16 protein-coding genes are annotated in these 18,345 nt (G+C 72.9%); 8 read left to right on the top strand and 8 right to left on the bottom strand.

Translation table 11 applies throughout. The features are described from left to right. Positions 1–89: 89 nt before the first annotated feature. Both ASL10_RS12070 and ASL10_RS12065 read right to left on the bottom strand, forming a co-directional pair. Entirely contained in the window at positions 90–1,274 is a 1,185-nt protein-coding gene (locus ASL10_RS12070; protein WP_056048236.1) for an NAD(P)/FAD-dependent oxidoreductase, read from the bottom strand. An 85-nt stretch (positions 1,275–1,359) separates the two neighbouring features. After that, positions 1,360–1,899 (bottom strand): Dps family protein, encoded by a 540-nt coding sequence (locus ASL10_RS12065; protein ID WP_082460542.1) that lies wholly within the window; start codon positions 1,897–1,899, stop codon positions 1,360–1,362. Positions 1,900–2,228: 329 nt separating this feature from the next. On the opposite strand from ASL10_RS12065, the gene ASL10_RS12060 reads away from it, so the two are divergent. Next, complete coding sequence (locus tag ASL10_RS12060; RefSeq protein ID WP_056048233.1) at positions 2,229–2,603, top strand: hypothetical protein; 375 nt, start codon at positions 2,229–2,231, stop codon at positions 2,601–2,603. 19 nt (positions 2,604–2,622) lie between these two features. Next, positions 2,623–3,363: a triacylglycerol lipase gene (locus tag ASL10_RS12055; RefSeq protein WP_056048230.1), complete on the top strand. Its 741-nt coding sequence runs from the start codon at positions 2,623–2,625 to the stop codon at positions 3,361–3,363. Here ASL10_RS12055 and ASL10_RS12050 read toward each other — a convergent pair. Together ASL10_RS12050 and ASL10_RS12045 are read right to left on the bottom strand one after the other, a co-directional pair. Then, positions 3,360–4,316, bottom strand: a complete 957-nt coding sequence (locus ASL10_RS12050; protein WP_082460541.1) for an alpha/beta fold hydrolase — start codon at positions 4,314–4,316, stop codon at positions 3,360–3,362. The two genes, ASL10_RS12055 and ASL10_RS12050, sit on opposite strands and share 4 nt — an antisense overlap. A 9-nt stretch (positions 4,317–4,325) precedes the next feature. Next, entirely contained in the window at positions 4,326–5,402 is a 1,077-nt protein-coding gene (locus tag ASL10_RS12045; protein WP_056048217.1) for an aromatic acid exporter family protein, read from the bottom strand. 119 nt (positions 5,403–5,521) lie between these two features. Between ASL10_RS12045 and ASL10_RS12040 the strand changes: the two genes are divergently transcribed. The 3 genes from ASL10_RS12040 (at position 5,522) to ASL10_RS12030 (ending at position 10,813) form a co-directional block, all read left to right on the top strand. Further along, the gene (locus ASL10_RS12040) at positions 5,522–6,718 is read left to right on the top strand and encodes a phosphotransferase family protein (protein WP_056048215.1); all 1,197 of its coding nucleotides are present in this window, start codon (positions 5,522–5,524) and stop codon (positions 6,716–6,718) included. A 109-nt stretch (positions 6,719–6,827) separates the two neighbouring features. After that, complete coding sequence (locus tag ASL10_RS12035; protein WP_056048212.1) at positions 6,828–8,300, top strand: FAD-dependent oxidoreductase; 1,473 nt, start codon at positions 6,828–6,830, stop codon at positions 8,298–8,300. 380 nt (positions 8,301–8,680) lie between these two features. Continuing rightward, a complete protein-coding gene (locus ASL10_RS12030) occupies positions 8,681–10,813 on the top strand; it encodes a DEAD/DEAH box helicase (protein ID WP_056048208.1) in 2,133 nt (710 codons plus the stop codon). Between the two features lie 152 nt (positions 10,814–10,965). Here the strand turns inward: ASL10_RS12030 and ASL10_RS16065 are convergent, their stop codons facing one another. Beyond that, entirely contained in the window at positions 10,966–11,919 is a 954-nt protein-coding gene (locus tag ASL10_RS16065; RefSeq protein ID WP_056048205.1) for a hypothetical protein, read from the bottom strand. 154 nt (positions 11,920–12,073) lie between these two features. Between ASL10_RS16065 and ASL10_RS12020 the strand changes: the two genes are divergently transcribed. Beyond that, the gene (locus ASL10_RS12020) at positions 12,074–12,469 is read left to right on the top strand and encodes a VOC family protein (protein ID WP_056048202.1); all 396 of its coding nucleotides are present in this window, start codon (positions 12,074–12,076) and stop codon (positions 12,467–12,469) included. Positions 12,470–12,751: 282 nt separating this feature from the next. On the opposite strand, the gene ASL10_RS12015 is transcribed toward ASL10_RS12020, so the two are convergent. Both ASL10_RS12015 and ASL10_RS12010 read right to left on the bottom strand, forming a co-directional pair. After that, on the bottom strand, positions 12,752–13,789 hold the full coding sequence (locus ASL10_RS12015; protein WP_235452802.1) for an NAD-dependent epimerase/dehydratase family protein: 1,038 nt from the start codon (positions 13,787–13,789) through the stop codon (positions 12,752–12,754). Between the two features lie 7 nt (positions 13,790–13,796). Next, positions 13,797–14,069, bottom strand: coding sequence for a mycoredoxin (locus ASL10_RS12010; RefSeq protein WP_056048200.1), 273 nt, complete (start codon positions 14,067–14,069; stop codon positions 13,797–13,799). A gap of 83 nt (positions 14,070–14,152) precedes the next feature. On the opposite strand from ASL10_RS12010, the gene ASL10_RS12005 reads away from it, so the two are divergent. Beyond that, on the top strand, positions 14,153–15,910 hold the full coding sequence (locus tag ASL10_RS12005) for a pyruvate dehydrogenase (protein WP_056048197.1): 1,758 nt from the start codon (positions 14,153–14,155) through the stop codon (positions 15,908–15,910). 124 nt (positions 15,911–16,034) lie between these two features. Here the strand turns inward: ASL10_RS12005 and ASL10_RS12000 are convergent, their stop codons facing one another. After that, positions 16,035–17,390, bottom strand: coding sequence for a hypothetical protein (locus tag ASL10_RS12000; RefSeq protein ID WP_056048194.1), 1,356 nt, complete (start codon positions 17,388–17,390; stop codon positions 16,035–16,037). Positions 17,391–17,464: 74 nt separating this feature from the next. Between ASL10_RS12000 and ASL10_RS15640 the strand changes: the two genes are divergently transcribed. Beyond that, positions 17,465–18,345: CYTH domain-containing protein (locus ASL10_RS15640; protein WP_157485515.1), on the top strand; the 881-nt coding region annotated here is incomplete at its 3' end.

Genomic DNA, 18,345 nt, shown 5'->3' with positions numbered 1-18,345 from the left:
AGTTGCACGGCGCAAGCTTGGATGCGGTCCGCCAAGAGAAGTGATAACAACTCGGAACCTATCGCATATACGGGCCTTTAGGGGTTGTCCTAGATGAGTCCAACTAGGTTTTTCTGCCCAAGATCGGAACCCGCCGCGAGGACCGCCCGGGCCGCGTCACGCGCCTCCTCGACGTTCCAGAGCAGCACGCCCTCGACCGCGCCGTCGTCGCCCAGGTAGTACGCCACGGCCTCGCCCTCGCCCTTGTCGTCGACGATCGTCTCGAGCGACGCGTCGAGCGTGCCGACGGCCTCGTACGAGAGGTCGAAGACCTTCGAGTAGTAGTACGGCGTGTGGTCGTAGACCTCGTCGGCACCGGTCATGTTGCGACCGACGACGGGGCCCTGCGACTTCGCGTTGTCGACGTGCTCGACGCGGCGGCGCCCGAGGATCGCGTCCGGGTACGAGGCCACGTCGCCGGCGGCGAACACGTTCGGGTCGCTCGTCCGCAGGTGCTCGTCGACCACGATGCCGTCGTCCACGGCCAGACCCGCGTCGGCCGCGAGCTGGTCGTCGACCGAGATGCCGAGCCCCACGACGACCGCGTCGGCGTCGAGGGTCGAGCCGTCGTCGAGCCGGAGGTGGACGCCGGCGTCGTCGGCCGTGCCGCTCTCGACGCGACGTCCGCGCGCCAGCTCGACCCGCGCCTCCTCGAATCTCTTCTCGAACGACGAGGCGAGGGACGCGGGGAACACCGATCCGCCGAGCACGTCGTCGGGGAAGACCAGCGTCACGCGGGTGTCGTTCTGCACGAGGGCCGCGGCGAGCTCGGTGCCGATGTAGCTGCCGCCCACGACGACGACGTGCCGGCCGCCGCCCGAGAGCGAGCGGAGTCGGCGGTAGTCCTCGGCGGTCCGGAAGTACACGACGCGGTCGTCGTCCGGCAGGTCGAGGGCGACGGGGCTGCCTCCAGTGGCGAGCAGCAGGGCCCCGTAGCCGATCACGTCGCCGCGGTCGGTGGTCACGGTGCGGGCCTCGCGGTCGATCGACTCGACGAGCGTGCGCAGCCGGATCTCGGCACCCGAGTCGGCGACGGTGCCGAGAGCGTTGTCGGCCTCGGTGTAGTCGGGGTCGGTCCAGAGCTTCTTCGACAGCGCCGGGCGCGTGTACGGCGCGTCGACGTCGGCGCTGACGATCAGCACCGACGCGTCCGGGGTGGTGTCGTGGATGGCCTTCGCGGCGGCGTCGGCGGTCATGCCGCCGCCCACGATGACGTGGTCGAACGATTCGGTCATGGGGTCGTCCTCTCGACGAGAGAGGGCACCGCCCGGGAGGCGCGGGTGGCGCGCTCCCGGACGGTGCCCTCGTGAGGTGGTCGGGTCAGTTGGCGACGGCGCCGACGCGGTCGAGGCCCTCGGCCGCGGCGTCCTCGTCACGCTGACGCGTGTCGTCCTGGCGGGCGTCCTTCTCGGGGTGGCGGTTCTCGGCGCCGGTCATCCAGGCGAGCTGCTCGAGGCGCTCGAGGATGCTGTGCAGCACGTCGGCCGTCGTGGGGTCCTCGTCGTCGACGTCGTCGTGGACCGTGCGCATCGTGCCGGTGACGGCGTACATGCGGTCGACGATGAGGTCGACCACCGCGGTGGTCTCGACGGGGCCCGCGGGGAACTCGGGCAGGCTCGTGCCGCGGGTGACGGTCGAGGTGCGGCCGTCGGGGATCAGGTAGACGGCGCGCATGCGCTCGGCCACCTCGTCGCTGAACTCGCGGGCCGCGTCGACGATCTCGTCGAGCTGCAGGTGGAGGTCGCGGAAGTTCGAGCCGAGCAGGTTCCAGTGCGCCTGCTTGCCCTGGACGTGCAGCTCGATGAGGTCGACGAGGACCTTCTGCATGTTGTCGCGGAGTTGGTCGGATCCCTGGAACATGATGTCTCCCGTTCGTCGTGGGTTCGTGCGGAGTCGTCGCACCGGTGGGTGCGACGTGGACGGTAGACCGTGGGCCCGGGCGACGGCTCAGCCTTCGGGGGACAGCTCGACCGACGACGGGTGGGGACGCCGGGGCGCGTCGGCCCGAGGGGTCGCCGGCGCATGCCGTCCCGAGCCGGTCCAAGGGGTCGCTCGCCGCCGTGATCGACTCGTGATCGAGGGTGCTGGAGCCCGGACCGTACTGGATGGTATGTTCGCCTGCATCGGCACCGAAGCCGACGCCCGGCCGTGGGTACCCGATCCGTGGCCATGCTCTGAGGGGGGCTGACATGGCACGAGCGGTACCCGGACGCGCCGACCGTCACGGTTTCGACGCGGTCGAGATCACGAGGCTGCGACGAGAGATCGAGAGCGCCTGGGGGGCGTTCGACGACATCGAGCAGATGGACTTCGCCCACCGGGTGAGGGTCGTCCACGGGCTGACCGACTCCCTGCCGGACGCGGCGAGCGCGGCCGCCCGCGCGGGGCTCGGGCGACTCGCCCTGGCGCTGCTCGACGACGCGTCGGAGTTCCCGCCGCCGTGGGCGTCGATCTGTGGCCGCTGGGACGTCACGCTCGAGATGGCCCGGGCCGCGGTCGAGTCGATCGCCTGGCCGGAGGGCGAGCCCTGGGGCGAACTGCCCCTGGTGGGCACCGCCGCCTGACGTCGCCTAGCGTGGCGGCATGAGCTCCACACCGTCGCGCGGCCACGGACGTCGCCGGGTCGGCCTCTGGCGCTTCGTCCGCACGGTCGTGCTCGACTACCGGTACGTCTGGTGGGTGCACCTCGTCCCGCGGTCGGGCCGGGTGGTGCCGCGTCGCTACCGGGACGGCGGCCGTGAGCCCGTCCTGCTGCTGCCCGGCGTCTACGAGACCTGGCGCTTCCTCCGTCCCGTGGCCGACCGGCTGAACGATCGGGGTCACCCGATCGTCGTGGTGCCCGGCATGGGCCACAACCGTCGTCCGATCGCGGCCACCGCCGAGGTGGCCCAACGCATCCTCGACGCCCACGACCTGCGGGACGTCGTCGTGCTGGCCCACAGCAAGGGCGGGCTCGTCGGGAAGACGATGATGGTCTCGACCGACGCCGAGCGACGCATCACCCGCATGGTGACGGTCAACAGTCCCTTCTCGGGGTCGCGCTGGGCGAGGGTGCTGCCGGTCAGGGCGCTGAGGCCCTTCTCGCCCCGGGACGCCGACCTGTTGCGGCTCGCCGGACAGCGTGAGGCGAACGGGACCATCACGTCGATGGCGTCGCGGTTCGACGCCCACGTCACCGAGGGCAGCGTCCTGCCGGGGGCCGTCAACCTTGAGTTCCCGGTCGACGGCCACTTCCGGCCGCTGGGCCACGCGCGGTGCGTCGCGATGATCGTGCGCGAGGTCGGGGCCGGGGCGGGCTCGGCGGCGTCGGCCGAGGCGTCCTAGCCCTCCACCCAGCCGAGGGCCCGCAAGGTCTCGTGGGGCCGTTCGACGTGGGCGAAGTGCCCGCAGTCGGCGAGGAGGGTCGTCCGGGCGTGCCGCACGACGCCGGCCAGGCGGTCGAGGTCGGACGACCGGGCGAAGACGTCGTCGGCTCCGCTGACGGCGGCGACGTCGCACTCGATGCCTCGCCACCGGGTCGCGTCGTACCCCTGCCCCGACCTCGAGGCCGCCAGGAAGCCCCGGGGCCTGAGCTCGGCCACGAACGCCTCGAGCACCGAGCGCGGGACGCGGTCGACGTGGCGGAACACGGGCGACGACAGCGCTCGCAGCAGTCCGATGCGGGCCGCGCCGCGCAAGAGGGACGCGGAGGCGCGGGGCAGCACCCCGAACGCCGCCCGCAGCAGCGTGAAGGCCGGCAACCGCACGAGGCCTCGCACCGGGTGCGTCACGGCGTCGATCGCCGAGAAGGACGTGACCGACACGACCGAGACGCTGAGCACGAGGTCGGGTCGGACGGCGGCCAGGTGCAGGGCGACGAACGCGCCCATCGAGTGTCCGACGAGGTCGAACTCGGTGACGCCCAGCGCCTCGGCGACCTCGACCACCACGGCGGCGGCCGACTCGACGTCGAGGCCCGGGTCCGGCTCGGGCGAGGCGCCCCACCCCGGCAGGTCGATCAGCACCGGGCGGGAGACGACCGCGTCCACCTCGCGGGCGGCCTGCAGCAGGGGGGTCCACGTCGTCCACGAACCAGCCGCCCCGTGCAGCAGGACGGTCGCCCGGCGGCGCGAGGACCGGTCGGCCGACGCCGTCGCGTGGTGCACGACCGTCCGGCCGTGTGCCGTCTCGATCATCGAGCGGGTGAGCCCGAGGGCACCGGGCTCGGTCACCAGCGCGAACGGGGCGTAGCGGTCGAGGGTCGGGTCGGCCACCCCTGTCGCCCGGCCCCGTCGCATCGTCGGATGCTACCCGATGATCTCCTCGCGCACGCGGCGCAGGTCCTCGAGCAGCGACCCGACCAGCACCCAGTTGTCCGGGTCGGGGCGCAGCACGCTCACCGGCGACGTGAGCGCCGGGCCGTCGTCGTGCCCGGTGCCCGTCGCGGGACCGCCGGTGGCGTCGGGGAGGCGGGAGGCGCGCCCGGCCGGCAGCGCCTCCTCGGTGGTCCGCGCCAGCAGGCGCACGTCGTGGGCGGCTCGTCGGAGGTCTTCGGCGATGCTCTGCACCACGGGGTCGTCGGACAGCCGGGGGTCGTAGTTGTCGTGGACCGACCGCACCATGCCGACCACCCGGTTGACGAGCACGGTGAGGCGCCGCAGCAGCGCCGCGTCGGCCTCGAGGACGCTGCGGTTGCGGCTCGCACGGGGGTTGAGCTGGAGGCTCTCCTCGCCCGCGGTGACCGCGTCGACCGCCCGGGCCTGGGCCACCCTGAGCTCGCGGGCCCTGGTCAGGCCCGTGGCGAGCCGCGACCCGTCGACCGGTTCGTCGAGCACGGCGGCGGTCTCGTCGAGCACGGACGCGATGTCGCGCGCGAGCCGTCCGACGGCGAGGTGCGCGGGGGCGAGGGCGACGGGAGGCACGATCAACGCGTTGATCGCGAGCGCGATGGCCGCACCGATGATCGTCTCGAGCACCCGGTCGAGCGCGTAGTCGGGGGTCTGGGCGCCGATCGCCAACACGAGCATCGCCGAGATCGGCACCTGGTTCGCCGAGCTCGGCGTGAGCCGGAAGGCCCAGGCCACGAGCAGGCTCACCACGACGATCGCCAGCACGATCCAGGTCGCGTCGCCGAACAGCTGGCCGGCCGCGAAGGCGATGAGCACGCCGGCGATGACGCCGACGCTGCGCTCGAGGCCGCGCACGAACGACTGGTTGACGCTCGGCAGCACCACGAGCAGGGCCGCGATCGCGGCGAAGATCGGCAGGGGCTGCTGCAACAGGGCCACCGAGGCGAACCAGGCCGCCATCACCGCGACGCTCGTCTTCACCACCTGGAGCAGGGGCGTGCGCTTCGTCTGCCGGATGCGCGAGACGACCTTCACGCCCTCCAGGGTAGACGGGGAGGCGCCGCCCGCGTCGCGACGTCGCGACAGGTCACGAAACGGTCACCCCGCCCGCGCCTCCCCACCGATCGGTCCGGCTGCTGGTTGACTGCCTCCTCGTGTGGCCCAACTCCGCCGAGGTGCTCCCCGCCGCGTTCGCGAACTCGGGGCTGACCGTCGTCGCCTTCCGACCCCACTCGGTCGAGCCCTCGGGCGCCGGGTTCCTCTACGGCTACGAGGTCGACACGGTCGACCCGGTCGGCGCGACCTCGACCGTGCTGACCTTCATCGACACCGACACCCGGGCCGCCGACGAGTCCTCGGTGCTCACCCGCGACCCGAACACCGGTCAGCCGCTCGCCGTCTGGGCCTACCCGGCCGACCCGATGCTGCCGGCGCTCGCCGGGGCCACGTATCCCGACCGGGTGGCCGACGCGCTCGCGGCGCTCGGCGTCGTCGTCACCGAACCGCGGCTGAGCGTCGCGGCGTACCGACCCGGCAAGCGCGCCGTCATCCGACTCGACGCCGCCGAGACCACCGTCTTCCTCAAGGTGGTCCGCCCCGACCGGGTGGCACCGATCGTCGCCCTGCACGAGGCGTTCCGGGCGCAGGGGCTGCCGGTGCCCGCCGTGCTCGCCTCGCGGGCGGACGGCCTGCTCGTCCTCGAACGCGTCCCGGGGGTGCCGGCCGGGCAGCGCGTCGTCGAGCTCGTCGACGACCCGCGGTTCGTCGAGCAGATGGTCGACCTCGGCACGCGCATCGCCCGCGTCGACGTGGTGGCGCGGGCGCAGTCCGACGCCCTCGACCACGGAGCCTGGCACCGCTCGACGCTGCGCGCCGCGCTGCCCGACCGGGCGACCGAGATCGACGGCCTCTACGACGAGATCGACCGGCGCCGCGCCTCATCCGCCTCGGACGCCCTCGCCGTGATCCACGGCGACCTGCACCTCGAGCAGCTCTTCGTGCACCCGTCCGAGCCGTGGCGGGTCACCGGTCTGCTCGACGTCGACACCGCGGGGCTCGGGCACCCGGCGCGCGACGCGGCGGCCCTCGTCGCCCATCTGGTCGTGACGGGACAGTGGCACCGGGGCAACGGCGACGAGGCCGAGGCCCGGGCCTGCGAACGCCTCGCCGACGACGTGACGCGCGCCTGGGTCGAACGCCTGCCCGGCCTGGCCGACCGGCTCGCGCCGGGCGTCGCGTCGCAGCTGCTCGCCCACGCCGGCGGACAGGCCACGCTCGGCACCGACACGGGCCGCCGCAAGGCCGTCCAGCTGATCGGTGCCGCCGCGGGCACCCTCGCCCGCCCCGCCTGACCGCCGGTCCCTCCGCCGCCCACCCACGGACGGGTCCGCCGCGCACCCACGGACGGGCGGACGGGCCTACCGTGGCGCGCAGCACCCACCCGCGCACCCGGAGGCCCCCATGCCGTCACCCTGGCTCGACGCCGCTCCCGACGTCACCACCGACAGGATCGACCCCGAGACCGTCTACGACGACGTGATCGTCGGCGGGGGCCTGACCGGACTCGTCACCGCCTTGCTGTTCGCGCGTCGCGGTCACCGGGTCGCCGTCCTGGAGGCGCGCACGGTCGGCAGCGTCGCGAGCGGCAGCGGGTCCGCGTCGATGTCGCTGCTGCAGGGCAGGCAGCTCCAGCGCATCCGCACGAACACCTACCAGAGCGTCGTCGACGCCTACGTCGCGGCCAACCGCGCGGGCTTCGACTGGATGGTCGACTACCTCGACGAGGCCGGCGTCGAGGTCGAGCGCCGGGACGCCTTCAGCTACGCGACGACCCGGGCCGGGATCGCCACGGTCGACGACGAGTACCTCGTCGCGAGGAAGGCCGGCCTCCCCGTCGTCAAGGAGTTCGGCCTCGACCTCCCGTTCGGCACGACCGGCGGACTCCGGTTGCCCGACCAGGCGCAGTTCGACCCCGTGCAGGCGATCGTCGCGCTCGTGGCGGACGTCCGGGCGCTCGGTGGCGTCGTCGTCGAGGGGGTGCGCGTCACCGGCGTCGACGCGACGAACCCGACGGTGACCCACAGCGACGGTCCCGACGTCCGCGGCCGCCGCGTGCACGTCACGACGGGCAGCCCCGTGCTCGACCGCGGCCTCTACTTCGCCAAGCTCCGCAGCGAGCGCTCCTACGGCCTGGCCTTCGAGGGCGTCGACGACCTGCCGGACGGCATGTACCAGGCGGTCGACGGTCCCACCCGGTCGTTCTCCGCGGTGGGCGACCGCCTCGTGACCGGCGGCAACCGGCACCCGGTGGGTCGCGCCTCCTCGACGATCGCGATGGTCGACGACCTCGCCGAGTGGACGACGCGCCACTGGCCGGGTGCGCGGCCGACCCACTCGTGGAGCGGTCAGGACTACGGCACGCCGCACCACGTGCCGTTCGTCGGCTGGCTGCCGCGGGGTCGAGGCCGCATCTACCTGGCGACCGGCTACGAGCACTGGGGGCTGACGAACGCGGTCCAGGCCGCGATGACCCTCGTGTCGGACGTGCTCGGCGACCCGCAGCCCTGGATGACCACGCTGCACGGGCGGGTCACGACGCCGATCGCCATCGCGTCGGGGATCGGCATCAACGCGGCCGACGCGTGGTGGGCGGCCAAGGGCTGGGCCGGGGCGATGACCCGCCGTCTGGTCGCCGTCGCACCCGCCGAGGGCCAGGGGGAGGTGGGCCGGTCGGGCGGCTTCGCCCCCGTCGCGCGCTCGACCGTCGACGGCGAGGTCTGCACCGTCTCGGCGATCTGCCCGCACCTCGTCGGGATCGTCACCTGGAACGACTCCGAACGGTCGTGGGACTGCCCGCTGCACGGGTCGCGGTTCGCCGCCGACGGCAGCGTGCTCGAGGGGCCGGCGACCCGCGGCCTGCGTCGTCGCGGCTGATGCGTCGCCGGCCCGTTGCCACCTGGGCCCGGGACACGAGGAGGCGCTGGTGGCGTACCGGCGCGTCGTACGCGTAAACTGTCCCCAGCTTCACCGCCCGGGTGTTCTCCGGTCCGCGCCTCCTCCGGTGCGAGTCGACACCTCGGCGTGACGGGGCTTCGGGGCACGTGCCGTCGTCGGACTGCCCGCCACGAAGGTCGCCCGTCGCGAAGCCGGTACAGCTGTCCATCGCGCGGCACCCCGCCCCGCACGCATCCGGCGCGACCCTCTCGGTCGTCGTCCGTCCGGGTCGCCGAGCCTCTCGGCGTCCCGCGCAGCACCCTCCGCCGACACGGCGGCACAGCACCGTCGACGTCCCGCGTCGACCACGAGGAGGAGCCTTGGCTCGACCAGGCCAGCGTCAATCGGGTGGTACCCGCACCGCCCAGCGTCCGAACCGTCGCCGCGAGGTCGACAACGACGGGCTGATCCCCGTCCTCGCCCGTGCGGTGCGCGAGGTCGAGGCCGCCGCGCAACGCGGTCAGGTGAAGCCCTCGAGCCGCACCAAGTTCCAGGTCATCGCCCTGCTCATGCGCGAGGAACGCGCCCGGGTCAAGGTCGACAAGGCCATCAGCGAGTCCGAGCGCGCCGAGCAGATGAAGCGCCTCGACGGCGTCGCCCAGATCCTGGCCAAGACCGCCGCCCGCGACACGTCGCTGATCACCCTGTTGGGCGACGCGGCCACGGTCAGCGAGGCCGCCAAGACGCTCAAGCGCGACATGCAGATGTCGGCCGGGCTCGAGCTCGAGCCCGAGCAGCAGATCATCGTCACCGAGGCCGCGCCGGTCGCGCCGACCTCCGAGCGACAGGTCGTCCCGCAGTCGGTCATCTCGCGGCAGCTGGCGAACCCGTTCCTGCCGCCCGACTTCGCGCTCGCCGAGGTCGCCCGCGAGGCGCACCCGCGCCGGCTCGCGAACTGGGAGCTCTTCGGCCCCCTGTTCAAGTCCTTCGAGTACGGCGCCGGGGGAGGCTCGGCCTGCATGCCGCTGCCCGAGCCCACCACGGTCGACGCCCCCGCGGGCGCCACCCTGATGCACCACCAGGCACAGCTCGTCGAGTCCGCCCGCCAGGGCCACCGCACCTACCTGCTCGCCGACGAGCCCGGCCTCGGCAAGACCGCCCAGGCACTGCTCGCCGCCCAGGCGGCCGCGGCGTACCCGCTGCTCGTGGTCGTGCCCAACGTCGTCAAGACGAACTGGGCCCGCGAGGTCCAGCTGTGGACGCCGACGCGCACGGCGACCGTCATCCACGGCGACGGCGAGAAGCTCGACGCCTTCGCCGACGTGGTCATCGTCAACTACGAGGTGCTCGACCGTCACGTCGGCTGGCTCGGCGAGCTCGGCTTCAAGGGCATGATCGTCGACGAGGCCCACTTCATCAAGAACAAAGAATCGCAGCGGTCGCGGCACGTGCTGCAGCTCGCCCAGCGCATCCGGTCGCGCACCGCGCACCCGCTGCTCATGGCGCTGACCGGCACCCCGTTGATCAACGACATCGAGGACTTCCGCGCCATCTGGGAGTTCCTCGGCTGGATCGGCGACAAGAAGCCCGCCGCCGAGTTGATGGAGCGCCTCGAAGAGGTCGGCCTGACCCCCGCCGACCCCGGGTTCTTCTCGTCGGCGCGCGAGATCGTGATCGACCTCGGCATCGTCCGTCGCAAGAAGGTCGACGTCGCCTCCGACATCCCCGCCCGCCGCATCGCCGACCTTCCGGTCGAGCTCGACGACGAGGTGGGCCGGTCCATCCGCGACGCCGAACGCGAGCTGGCCCGCCGCATGGTGCAGAAGTACCGCACCGCGCTCACCACCCGCACGTCCGGCGTCCGCGTCGAGGGCATCGATCACGACCTCGTCCGCCAGGTCGCCAAGTGGGAGCTCGAGGACGCCAGCGCGTCGAGCACGGGTGAGAACGTCTTCAGCATGGTGCGCCGCATCGGTCAGGCCAAGGCCGGCCTGGCCGCCGACTACACCGCCCAGCTCGCCCGCAACGTCGGCAAGGTGGTGTTCTTCGCCAAGCACATCGACGTCATGGACGTCGCCGAGGCCACCTTCGCCAAGCGGGGCATCAAGTACTCCTCGATCCGCGGCGACCAGACCCCGGCCGTCCGTCAGCGCCAGATCGACGCCTTCGTGAACGACCCCGAGGTCGAGGTCGTCGTCTGTTCGCTGACCGCGGCCGGCGTGGGGCTCAACCTGCAGGTCGCCTCGAACGTCGTGCTGGCCGAGTTGTCGTGGACGGACGCCGAGCAGACGCAGGCCATCGACCGCGTGCACCGCATCGGCCAGGCCGAGCCGGTCACGGCGTGGCGCGTCATCGCGGCGCAGACGATCGACACGAAGATCGCCGAGCTGATCGACAGCAAGGCCGGCCTCGCCGCCCGGGCACTCGACGGCGACGACTCCGAGGTCGTCGACTCCGTCGACGTGCAGCTCTCGGCCCTCGTCGCCTTGCTCACCGAGGCCCTCGAAGCCTGACCCGCCCTCACCCCGCCGCACCGCGCCGCACCGCGCCGCACCGCGCCGCACCTCGACGCACCGCGCCGCACCTCGACGCACCGCGTTTCGTGCACGGCACCGCGACACACCGCCGCACCTCGACGCACCGCGTTTCGTGCACGGCACCCCGACTAGTCACGGTGCCGTGCACGATTCGCGGTGTGGACGCGCGGGAGGCCGGCTCGCTCGAGCCGTGTGACGATCCGCTGCGGACGCGCGAGATCGCGCCAGATGGTTCGTGTCACCCGATTCACGTAGGGCAGCCCACTCAGCCGGTCTTCACGGACCTTCTCGAGGATCACGATCTCCTCCGCCGTCAGCCCGTGCCGCATCTCGCGGTCGAGGTACTTCACGAAGCCGTCGAACTCGTCGTACACGCCGTAGGCCTCCCACCCGAAATCGGTGAACCCGATGAGCCCCTCGTCGTCGACGTGCCGTTCCTGGAGACGGGGTGCGGGGAATCCGAGACCGTCCAGGGCAACCCGGTAGACCGATTCACCGGCGGAACCGGCCAGGGGGCTGGCGAACTCGGCGACCCAGGAGGCGCGGGTCGAGCCCCGGACACGGTCTCGTCCCAGCAGGCACGCCTGGTACTCGGCCAGCGTGCACAACCGACGTCGCAGGCAGTGGTCGAGGACGGCCACGGCCTGGCTGCGTGTCCCGCTCAGAGCGACGTCCACGGCCGTCCGGGCCGGCGTGGTCACGAGGAGACCCCGATGAGGGGTGATCTCGTCCGAGAGCAGCGGTGCCGCATGTCTGGTCACGTGCGCACCCGTGTGGGTCCGGGCGCGCGCCGGGTCGGTCGTCGAGACGCGGGCGAGCGGCGGGCCGAGCACAGGCATGCCCCACACCGCGGCCGCCGAGGTGTGGGAGACGACGACCGCGTCACGCATCCGGCCGACCGCGGCCGCCGTTCGGACGGCGTGGCGTTCCTCGCGGCGCAGGCCCCGCCAGGCCGCCGACTCGACGTAGCGTCCGGGCGCGACGCGCACGAGTTCGCCACGCGCGTGGGCTCGGCGTTCCGACGGATCGTCGAACCGCGAGCGGATGAGGAGGGAACGAAGGTCTCGTTCGTGGGTGGTCACGCGTCGATCGTCTCGGGCTCGAGCGGACTCCGGGATCGGATCTCGCCATCCTGTGGAGGGATGCGGGGGACGGCGGAGCGCGGGACGAGAGGCCGTTCTCAGTCGAGGCGAGTTCGGTGGGTCGGAGAACACCCGACCACCGAAGGAGCACCCCATGCCCGAACTCTCCGGCTACGCCCACGTCGCCATCACCGTCTCCGACCTCGACACGAGCCTCGCCTTCTACGAGAAGCTGCTCGGCGCCGGCCCCGTCGGCCGCATCGAACTCGACGGCCTCGATCGCCGCATCTTCTCCGTCGGCAACGGGCAGATCCTCGGGGTGACGGCCTACACCGGGGGATCGAGCGCGGCCTTCGACCCGACCGTCCCCGGGCTCGACCACATCGGCCTGGCCGTGACCGATCGTGACGGCGTCGTCGCCTGGCAGGAGCACGCCACGTCGGTCGGCATCGAGTCCGACCTGCAGGACGCGGACTTCGGCCACGCCCTCATGATCAAGGACCCCGACGGCAACCAGATCGAGTTCTTCGCCCCGCCCGCACAGAGCTGATACGGGCCGCCTGCCGCGACGGCACCGCGTTTCGTGCACTGCACCGCGACTAGACGGTGTGTGGCGCACGAAACGGGGTGCGGAGGCGCGGGGGCCTTTTACCCAGGACGCGCCGGACCGGGCCGCCTGCCGGCATCGCACCGCGTTTCGTTCACCGCACCGCGACTAGAGGGAGCGTGCTGCACGGAACGCGGTGCGCTGCATGGCGGCGGGCGGCGGCTGGCGTGCGGCGGGCGAGGCGCGAGGCGCGGCTCGCAGAGACCGGCAGAGCGCGGGTCGGCCTCAGCGGTCGCGGGCGGCGGTGAGCAGCTCGCGTTCGTCGGCGGGCTCGAGCCCCGCGCCGTGGGGGCCCGCCGGGCCGGGACGCGAGAGTTCCCACGCGAGGACGTCGCGCAGCGTCTCGTCCACGGGGCGCGGCACGAGCCCGGCGGCCCGGCCCGCGCCTCCTGACCGGGCGCCGAAGCCCGCGTGCGTGGCGAGGGGCACCCAGAGGGGCATCGACCGGGGCCCGGCCCACGGCCCGACCCCGTGTGCGTCGAGCCAGGGCTCGTCGACCGGTACGACCTCGCCCGTGTGGCCGGCGACCCGGCGCGCCACCGCGAGGTGGTCGGCCAGCGACTGCCGATCACCCACCGCGTCGAACGTTCCCGAGAGACCTCGCTCGACGGACGCGACGATCCAGCTCGCCAGGTCCCGGACGTCGACCGGCTGCACGTCGAGGCCGGGCACGTCGGGCACGAGCACGGGATCGGGCTCCGTGGACGCGGCGGCCAGGGCGAAGCGCAGCGGCCACCAGCCCGTGCGGCCCGTGTGGTCGCCCGGTCCGCCGATGAGGCCCGCCCGGACGAGCAGTGACCGGTCGGCGCCGAACGCCTCGACGACGGCGCGCTCGCCCGCGACCTTCGACCCGCCGTAGTCCGACTCGTCGGCGTCGACGAGGGCCGCCGTCTCGTCCGCCCCGGTGGTGGCGGTGTCGGCGTAGACGCTGACGCTCGAGACGAAGACGAAGGAGGCGCCGACTGGTTCGAGCACCGACACGGCGTCACGCACGTGCGACGCGTCGCGGCTCAGGTCGACGATCGCGTCCCAGCGTCGTCCGCCCCCGAGCACGGCGTCGTACGCCCCGGGCGTGCGACGGTCGGCCCGGACGAACGCCGCGCCCTCGGGGACGTCGCCGGACGACCCGCGGGCGAGACACGTGACGTCGTGGCCGCCGGCGAGGGCGGCCTCGACGATCGTCCGACCGAGCCAGGCGGTGCCGCCGAGGATCAGCAGCCGCAGGGGGCGACGTGCCGAGGAGGTCGTGCCGGTCGGGCCCACGACGGCGTCAGAGGCCGAGCTTGGCCTGGACGTCGGCGAGCGAGGGGTTCGTGGCCGTCGAGCCGTCGGGGTAGACGATCGTCGGCACGGTCTGGTTGCCGCCGTTGGCCTTCTCGACGATCTCGGCCGTGCCGGGGACCTCTTCGATGTTGACCTCGGTGAAGGCGATGCCCTGCTTGCCGAGTTGCTGCTTGAGGCGGGCGCAGTAGCCGCACCACGAGGTGCTGAACATGGTGATGGTGCCGGACTCGGGGACGTACGTGCTCGCGATGTCGCTCATGACCCCAGGTTAAGCCCGGTCGGCGGTGAGCGCCGGGGGAGTTGTCTGGGAGGCGTACCAGCACGCACCACGAAGGGATCACCATGGCAGACACGGTCGCCGACCAGATCATCGCCCAGCTCGTCACCGCCGGCGTCCGCCGGATCTACGGCATCGTCGGCGACAGCCTGAACCCGATCGTCGACGCCGTGCGTCGCACGGGCGGCTCGGCGAAGGGCGGGATCGACTGGATCCACGTCCGCAACGAGGAGGCCGCGGCGTTCATGGCCTCGGGCGACGCGCAGATGAGCGGTGAGCTCGCCGTCTGCGCCGGGTCGTGCGGCCCGGGCAACCTGCACCTCATCAACGGGCTCTACGACGCCAACCGCAGCCGTGCCAAGGTCCTGGCCATCGCCAGCCACATCCCGAGCACGATGATCGGCTCGGACTACTTCCAGGAGACCCACCCCGACCGCCTCTTCGTCGAGTGCTCGGGCTACAGCGAGATGATCTCGACGGCCGAGCAGTCGCCGATGGTCGTCGCCAGCGCGATCCGGCACACCCTGGCGGGCGAGGGCGTCAGCGTGATCACGCTGCCGGGCGACATCGCCGAACTCGACGCGGGCGGCAAGGTGCCCGCCTACATCAGCGTCCGCCCGCCCGAGCTCGTGCCCGACCGGCACGACGTGCAGGCCCTGGCCGATGCCGTGAACCAGGCCGACACCGTCGCGTTCTTCGTCGGCGAGGGCGGTCGTGGGTCGCACGACGAGATCATCGCCCTGGCCGACCTCGTCGGTGCCCCGATCGGGCACAGCCTGCGGGGCAAGGACGTCATCCAGTACGACAACCCGTTCGACGTCGGCATGACCGGCCTGCTCGGCTACGGTGCCGCCCACGCCGGCATCCACGACGCCGACCTGCTCGTGCTGCTCGGCACCGACTTCCCGTACCCGCAGTTCCTGCCGGACGCCTCGACGGTCACCATCGCCCAGGTCGACGTCGACGCCGCCGTGATCGGTCGTCGCGCCGACGTGCAGGTGCCCGTCCACGGGGCGATCGCCCCGACCCTCCGGGCGCTCATGCCGCTCGTGACACGCAAGAAGAACCGCAGGTTCCTCGAGAAGACCCTCAAGAAGCACGAGAAGCTGATGACCGGTGCGGTCGGGGCCTACACGAAGAACGTCGAGAAGATGCGGCCGATCCACCCCGAGTACGCGGCCTCGCTGCTCGACGAGGTCGCGGCCGACAACGCCATCTTCACGGCCGACACGGGCATGGGAAACGTCTGGGCCGCTCGCTACGTCACCCCGACCCCGCGGCGGCGCATCTTCGGCTCGTACCTGCACGGCTCGATGGCCAACGCCCTGCCGCACGCCCTCGGCGCGCAGATGGCCTACCCCGATCGCCAGGTCGTCTCGATCTCGGGCGACGGCGGGCTGTCCATGTTGATGGGCGAACTCGTCACGGCGCAGATGTACCAGCTGCCGGTGAAGATCGTCGTGTTCAACAACTCGACGCTCGGCCTCGTCAAGCTCGAGATGCTCGTCGACGGGTTCCCCGACTTCGGCGTCGACGTGCCCTACACGGACTACGCCGCGGTGGCGCGCGCCATCGGCATCCACGCCGTCCACGTCGACGACCCCCGCGACCTCCGGGCGGCCTACGAGGCAGCCTTCGAACACGATGGTCCGGCGCTCGTCGACATCGCGACCGACCCGAAGGCGCTCTCGCTGCCCCCGACGATCACGGGCGCCCAGGTGAAGGGCTTCTCGCTCGCCATGTCGAAGATCGTCATGAACGGCGGCGCAGGCGAGGCCGTGGCCATGGCGCGGTCGAACCTGCGCAACGTGCCGCGTCCCTGAGGTCGGCGCCGCGCCTCCTGCCCCCTCACCGTCGAGGGGTCAGGAGGCGCAGCCCGTCACGCGGAGGGCGCCTCGCGACCCTGCCCGTCACGCGGAGGACGCCTCGCGACCCTGCCCGCCCGGCTCAGCCGGCGGCGGGGGCGCTGCGTGCGGCGAGCCGGGCGACGGCCGCGAGCGGGATGTCGATCCAGTCCGGCCGGTTGCGGCTCTCGTAGATCGCCTCGTACACGGCCTTGTCGATCTCGAACGCGTCGAGCAGGGCCCGGGCGGCCCGGACGTCGACGCCGGACGAGGCGACGTACCCGTCGACGAACGCGCGGCGGGCGTCGTGCGCCCAGGCCGCGGCGTCCACCGGGACGGCCTCCTGCGCCAGCGAACCGGCCACGTAGTCGAACGACCGCAGCATGCCCGCGATGTCGCGGATCGGCAGGTCGGGGCGCGAGCGCTCGGGCATCGGCCGCAGGGGCTCGCCCTCGAAGTCGATGAGCATCCAGCCGCGCTCGGGCGAGAGCAGGGCCTGACCGAGGTGGAGGTCGCCGTGGATGCGCTGCAGGTCGGGCCAGTGCAGGTGCTCGGCCGCGTCGTAGACGGCACCGATCGCGGCGGCGTGCTCGGCGATCTGCGGCACCTCGCGCGACGCGGTCGTGATGCGTCGACGCATGCTCGTCAGGGCCCCGGCGATCTCGTCGTCGCCCGCGGGGACCGTGCCCAGGTCGGCGGCGAGGGTCGCGTGCACCTCGGCGACGGCGACGCCGAGCGCGTGGGCATCGGCGGTGAAGTCGGTACCGTCGGCCGCCGCCGTCAGGGCCACGCGCCACGCGTCCTCGAGGCCGGGGAGGAACTCCTGCGAGAAGGCGAGGTGGCCGGTGGCCGTCCCGCCCTCGCGCCCGACGTCGGGCCAGGTCGCGCGCAACGAGCCGAACGACGAGGGGACGTGCGTCGACCCGCCCCGGGTCAGGGCGGCCTGGGTGGTGACGTCCGGGTTGTCGCCGTGGTGCAGCACCCGGAAGACCTTCGCGATGACCTGGTCGACGGGGCCGCCCTCGACGTCGTAGACGATCGAGGTGTTCGACTGTTCGCCCGAGAGCACGCGCGAGCGACGCACCTGCCCGGGGTCGACGATCCGCGTGCCGTCGACCGTGACGTCGGCACCCACCACGTGCGCCTCGGCGGACATGGTGCGCAGCAACTCCCGGGCGTAGGCCGGGTCGTGGGGACCGTCGTAGAGGTAGCGTCCGTCGGCCGAGCCGATGAAGGCCGCGTCGCCGCCGGGCAGGGGGGTCGCGCGGCTGACGAGGGGCACCTGGTAGAGGACGGGGACGTCCGCCGCCTCGTCGATGATCAGCAGCGTCATGGTGAGGGCGTCGTCCACCTCGGCCTCGAACGATCCGATCACCCGCAGGGCGGGCGTTCGTCCCTTGGTCGCGTACCAGCGCTGACGCGCCATCCATCCGGCAAGAATCGGTGCCACATCGCTCATGCGACGACCCTACGCCGGGCCGCCCCGCGGGGTCCGGAGGGCCGGCCACCAGGCCTCCCGACTAGAACGGAGGCATGAGCACCGCATCACCGCGCCGCACCGAACAGACCGAGATCGAACGCAAGTACGACGTCCACGAGACCGCCGGGGTGCCCGACCTGGTCGGGGTGGGGGGCGGCGCCGCCGAGGCGCTCGTCGTCGACGGCGTGGGGCACGACGACCCCGTCGAGCTCGCCGCGACCTACTGGGACACCGTCGACCACACGCTGCTCGGGGCCCGGACCACCCTGAGGAGGCGCGAGGGCGGTGGCGACGCCGGATGGCACCTCAAGCTGCCGCCGTCGGCCGGCACGACCGGGCGCCGCGAGGTCCACTGGCCGCTCGGCGACCCCGGCGAGCCCGTGCCGGACGCCCTGCGCCGGCTGGTCGAGGCGCGGCTGCGGGGCCGGCCGGTGCACCCCGTGCTCCGACTCGAGACGACGCGCACCGTGACCCGCCTGCTCGACGGCTCGGACCGCGAGCTGGCCGAACTCGCCGACGACGTCGTGCGGGCGTCGAACCCCGACACCGGCGTGTTGCGCACCTGGCGCGAATGGGAGGTCGAGCTCGCGCCGGGCGTCGACGGGGACGAGGGCGAGCGGCTGCTCGACGCGGTCGCGGAGCGGCTGGAGGCGGCCGGCGCGTCGCTCTCGTCGTCGAAGTCGAAGCTGGCCAGAGGGCTGGGCTCCGAATTCGCTGTGCCGGCAGCGTCGGGCGACGGCACCGGCGGGGCCGCCTCGACGGTCGTGCCTGCCCCGGCCACCCCGGCCCCGAAGAAGAAGTCGGCCGCGGCTTTCGTGGCGTCCGCTGCGTCGGGACTCCGTGACGAGCTGCTCGCGGTCGACGCCGCCGTGCGCGACGGCCGCCCGGATGCGGTCCATCGGCTGCGGACGACGACCCGGCGACTGCGCGCCCT

It is taken from the genome of Frigoribacterium sp. Leaf8, from assembly GCF_001421165.1.
Classification (GTDB): domain Bacteria; phylum Actinomycetota; class Actinomycetes; order Actinomycetales; family Microbacteriaceae; genus Frigoribacterium.
The sequence above is the reverse complement of the archived record's forward strand: the minus strand, read 5'-3'. Positions and strand labels throughout refer to the sequence as shown.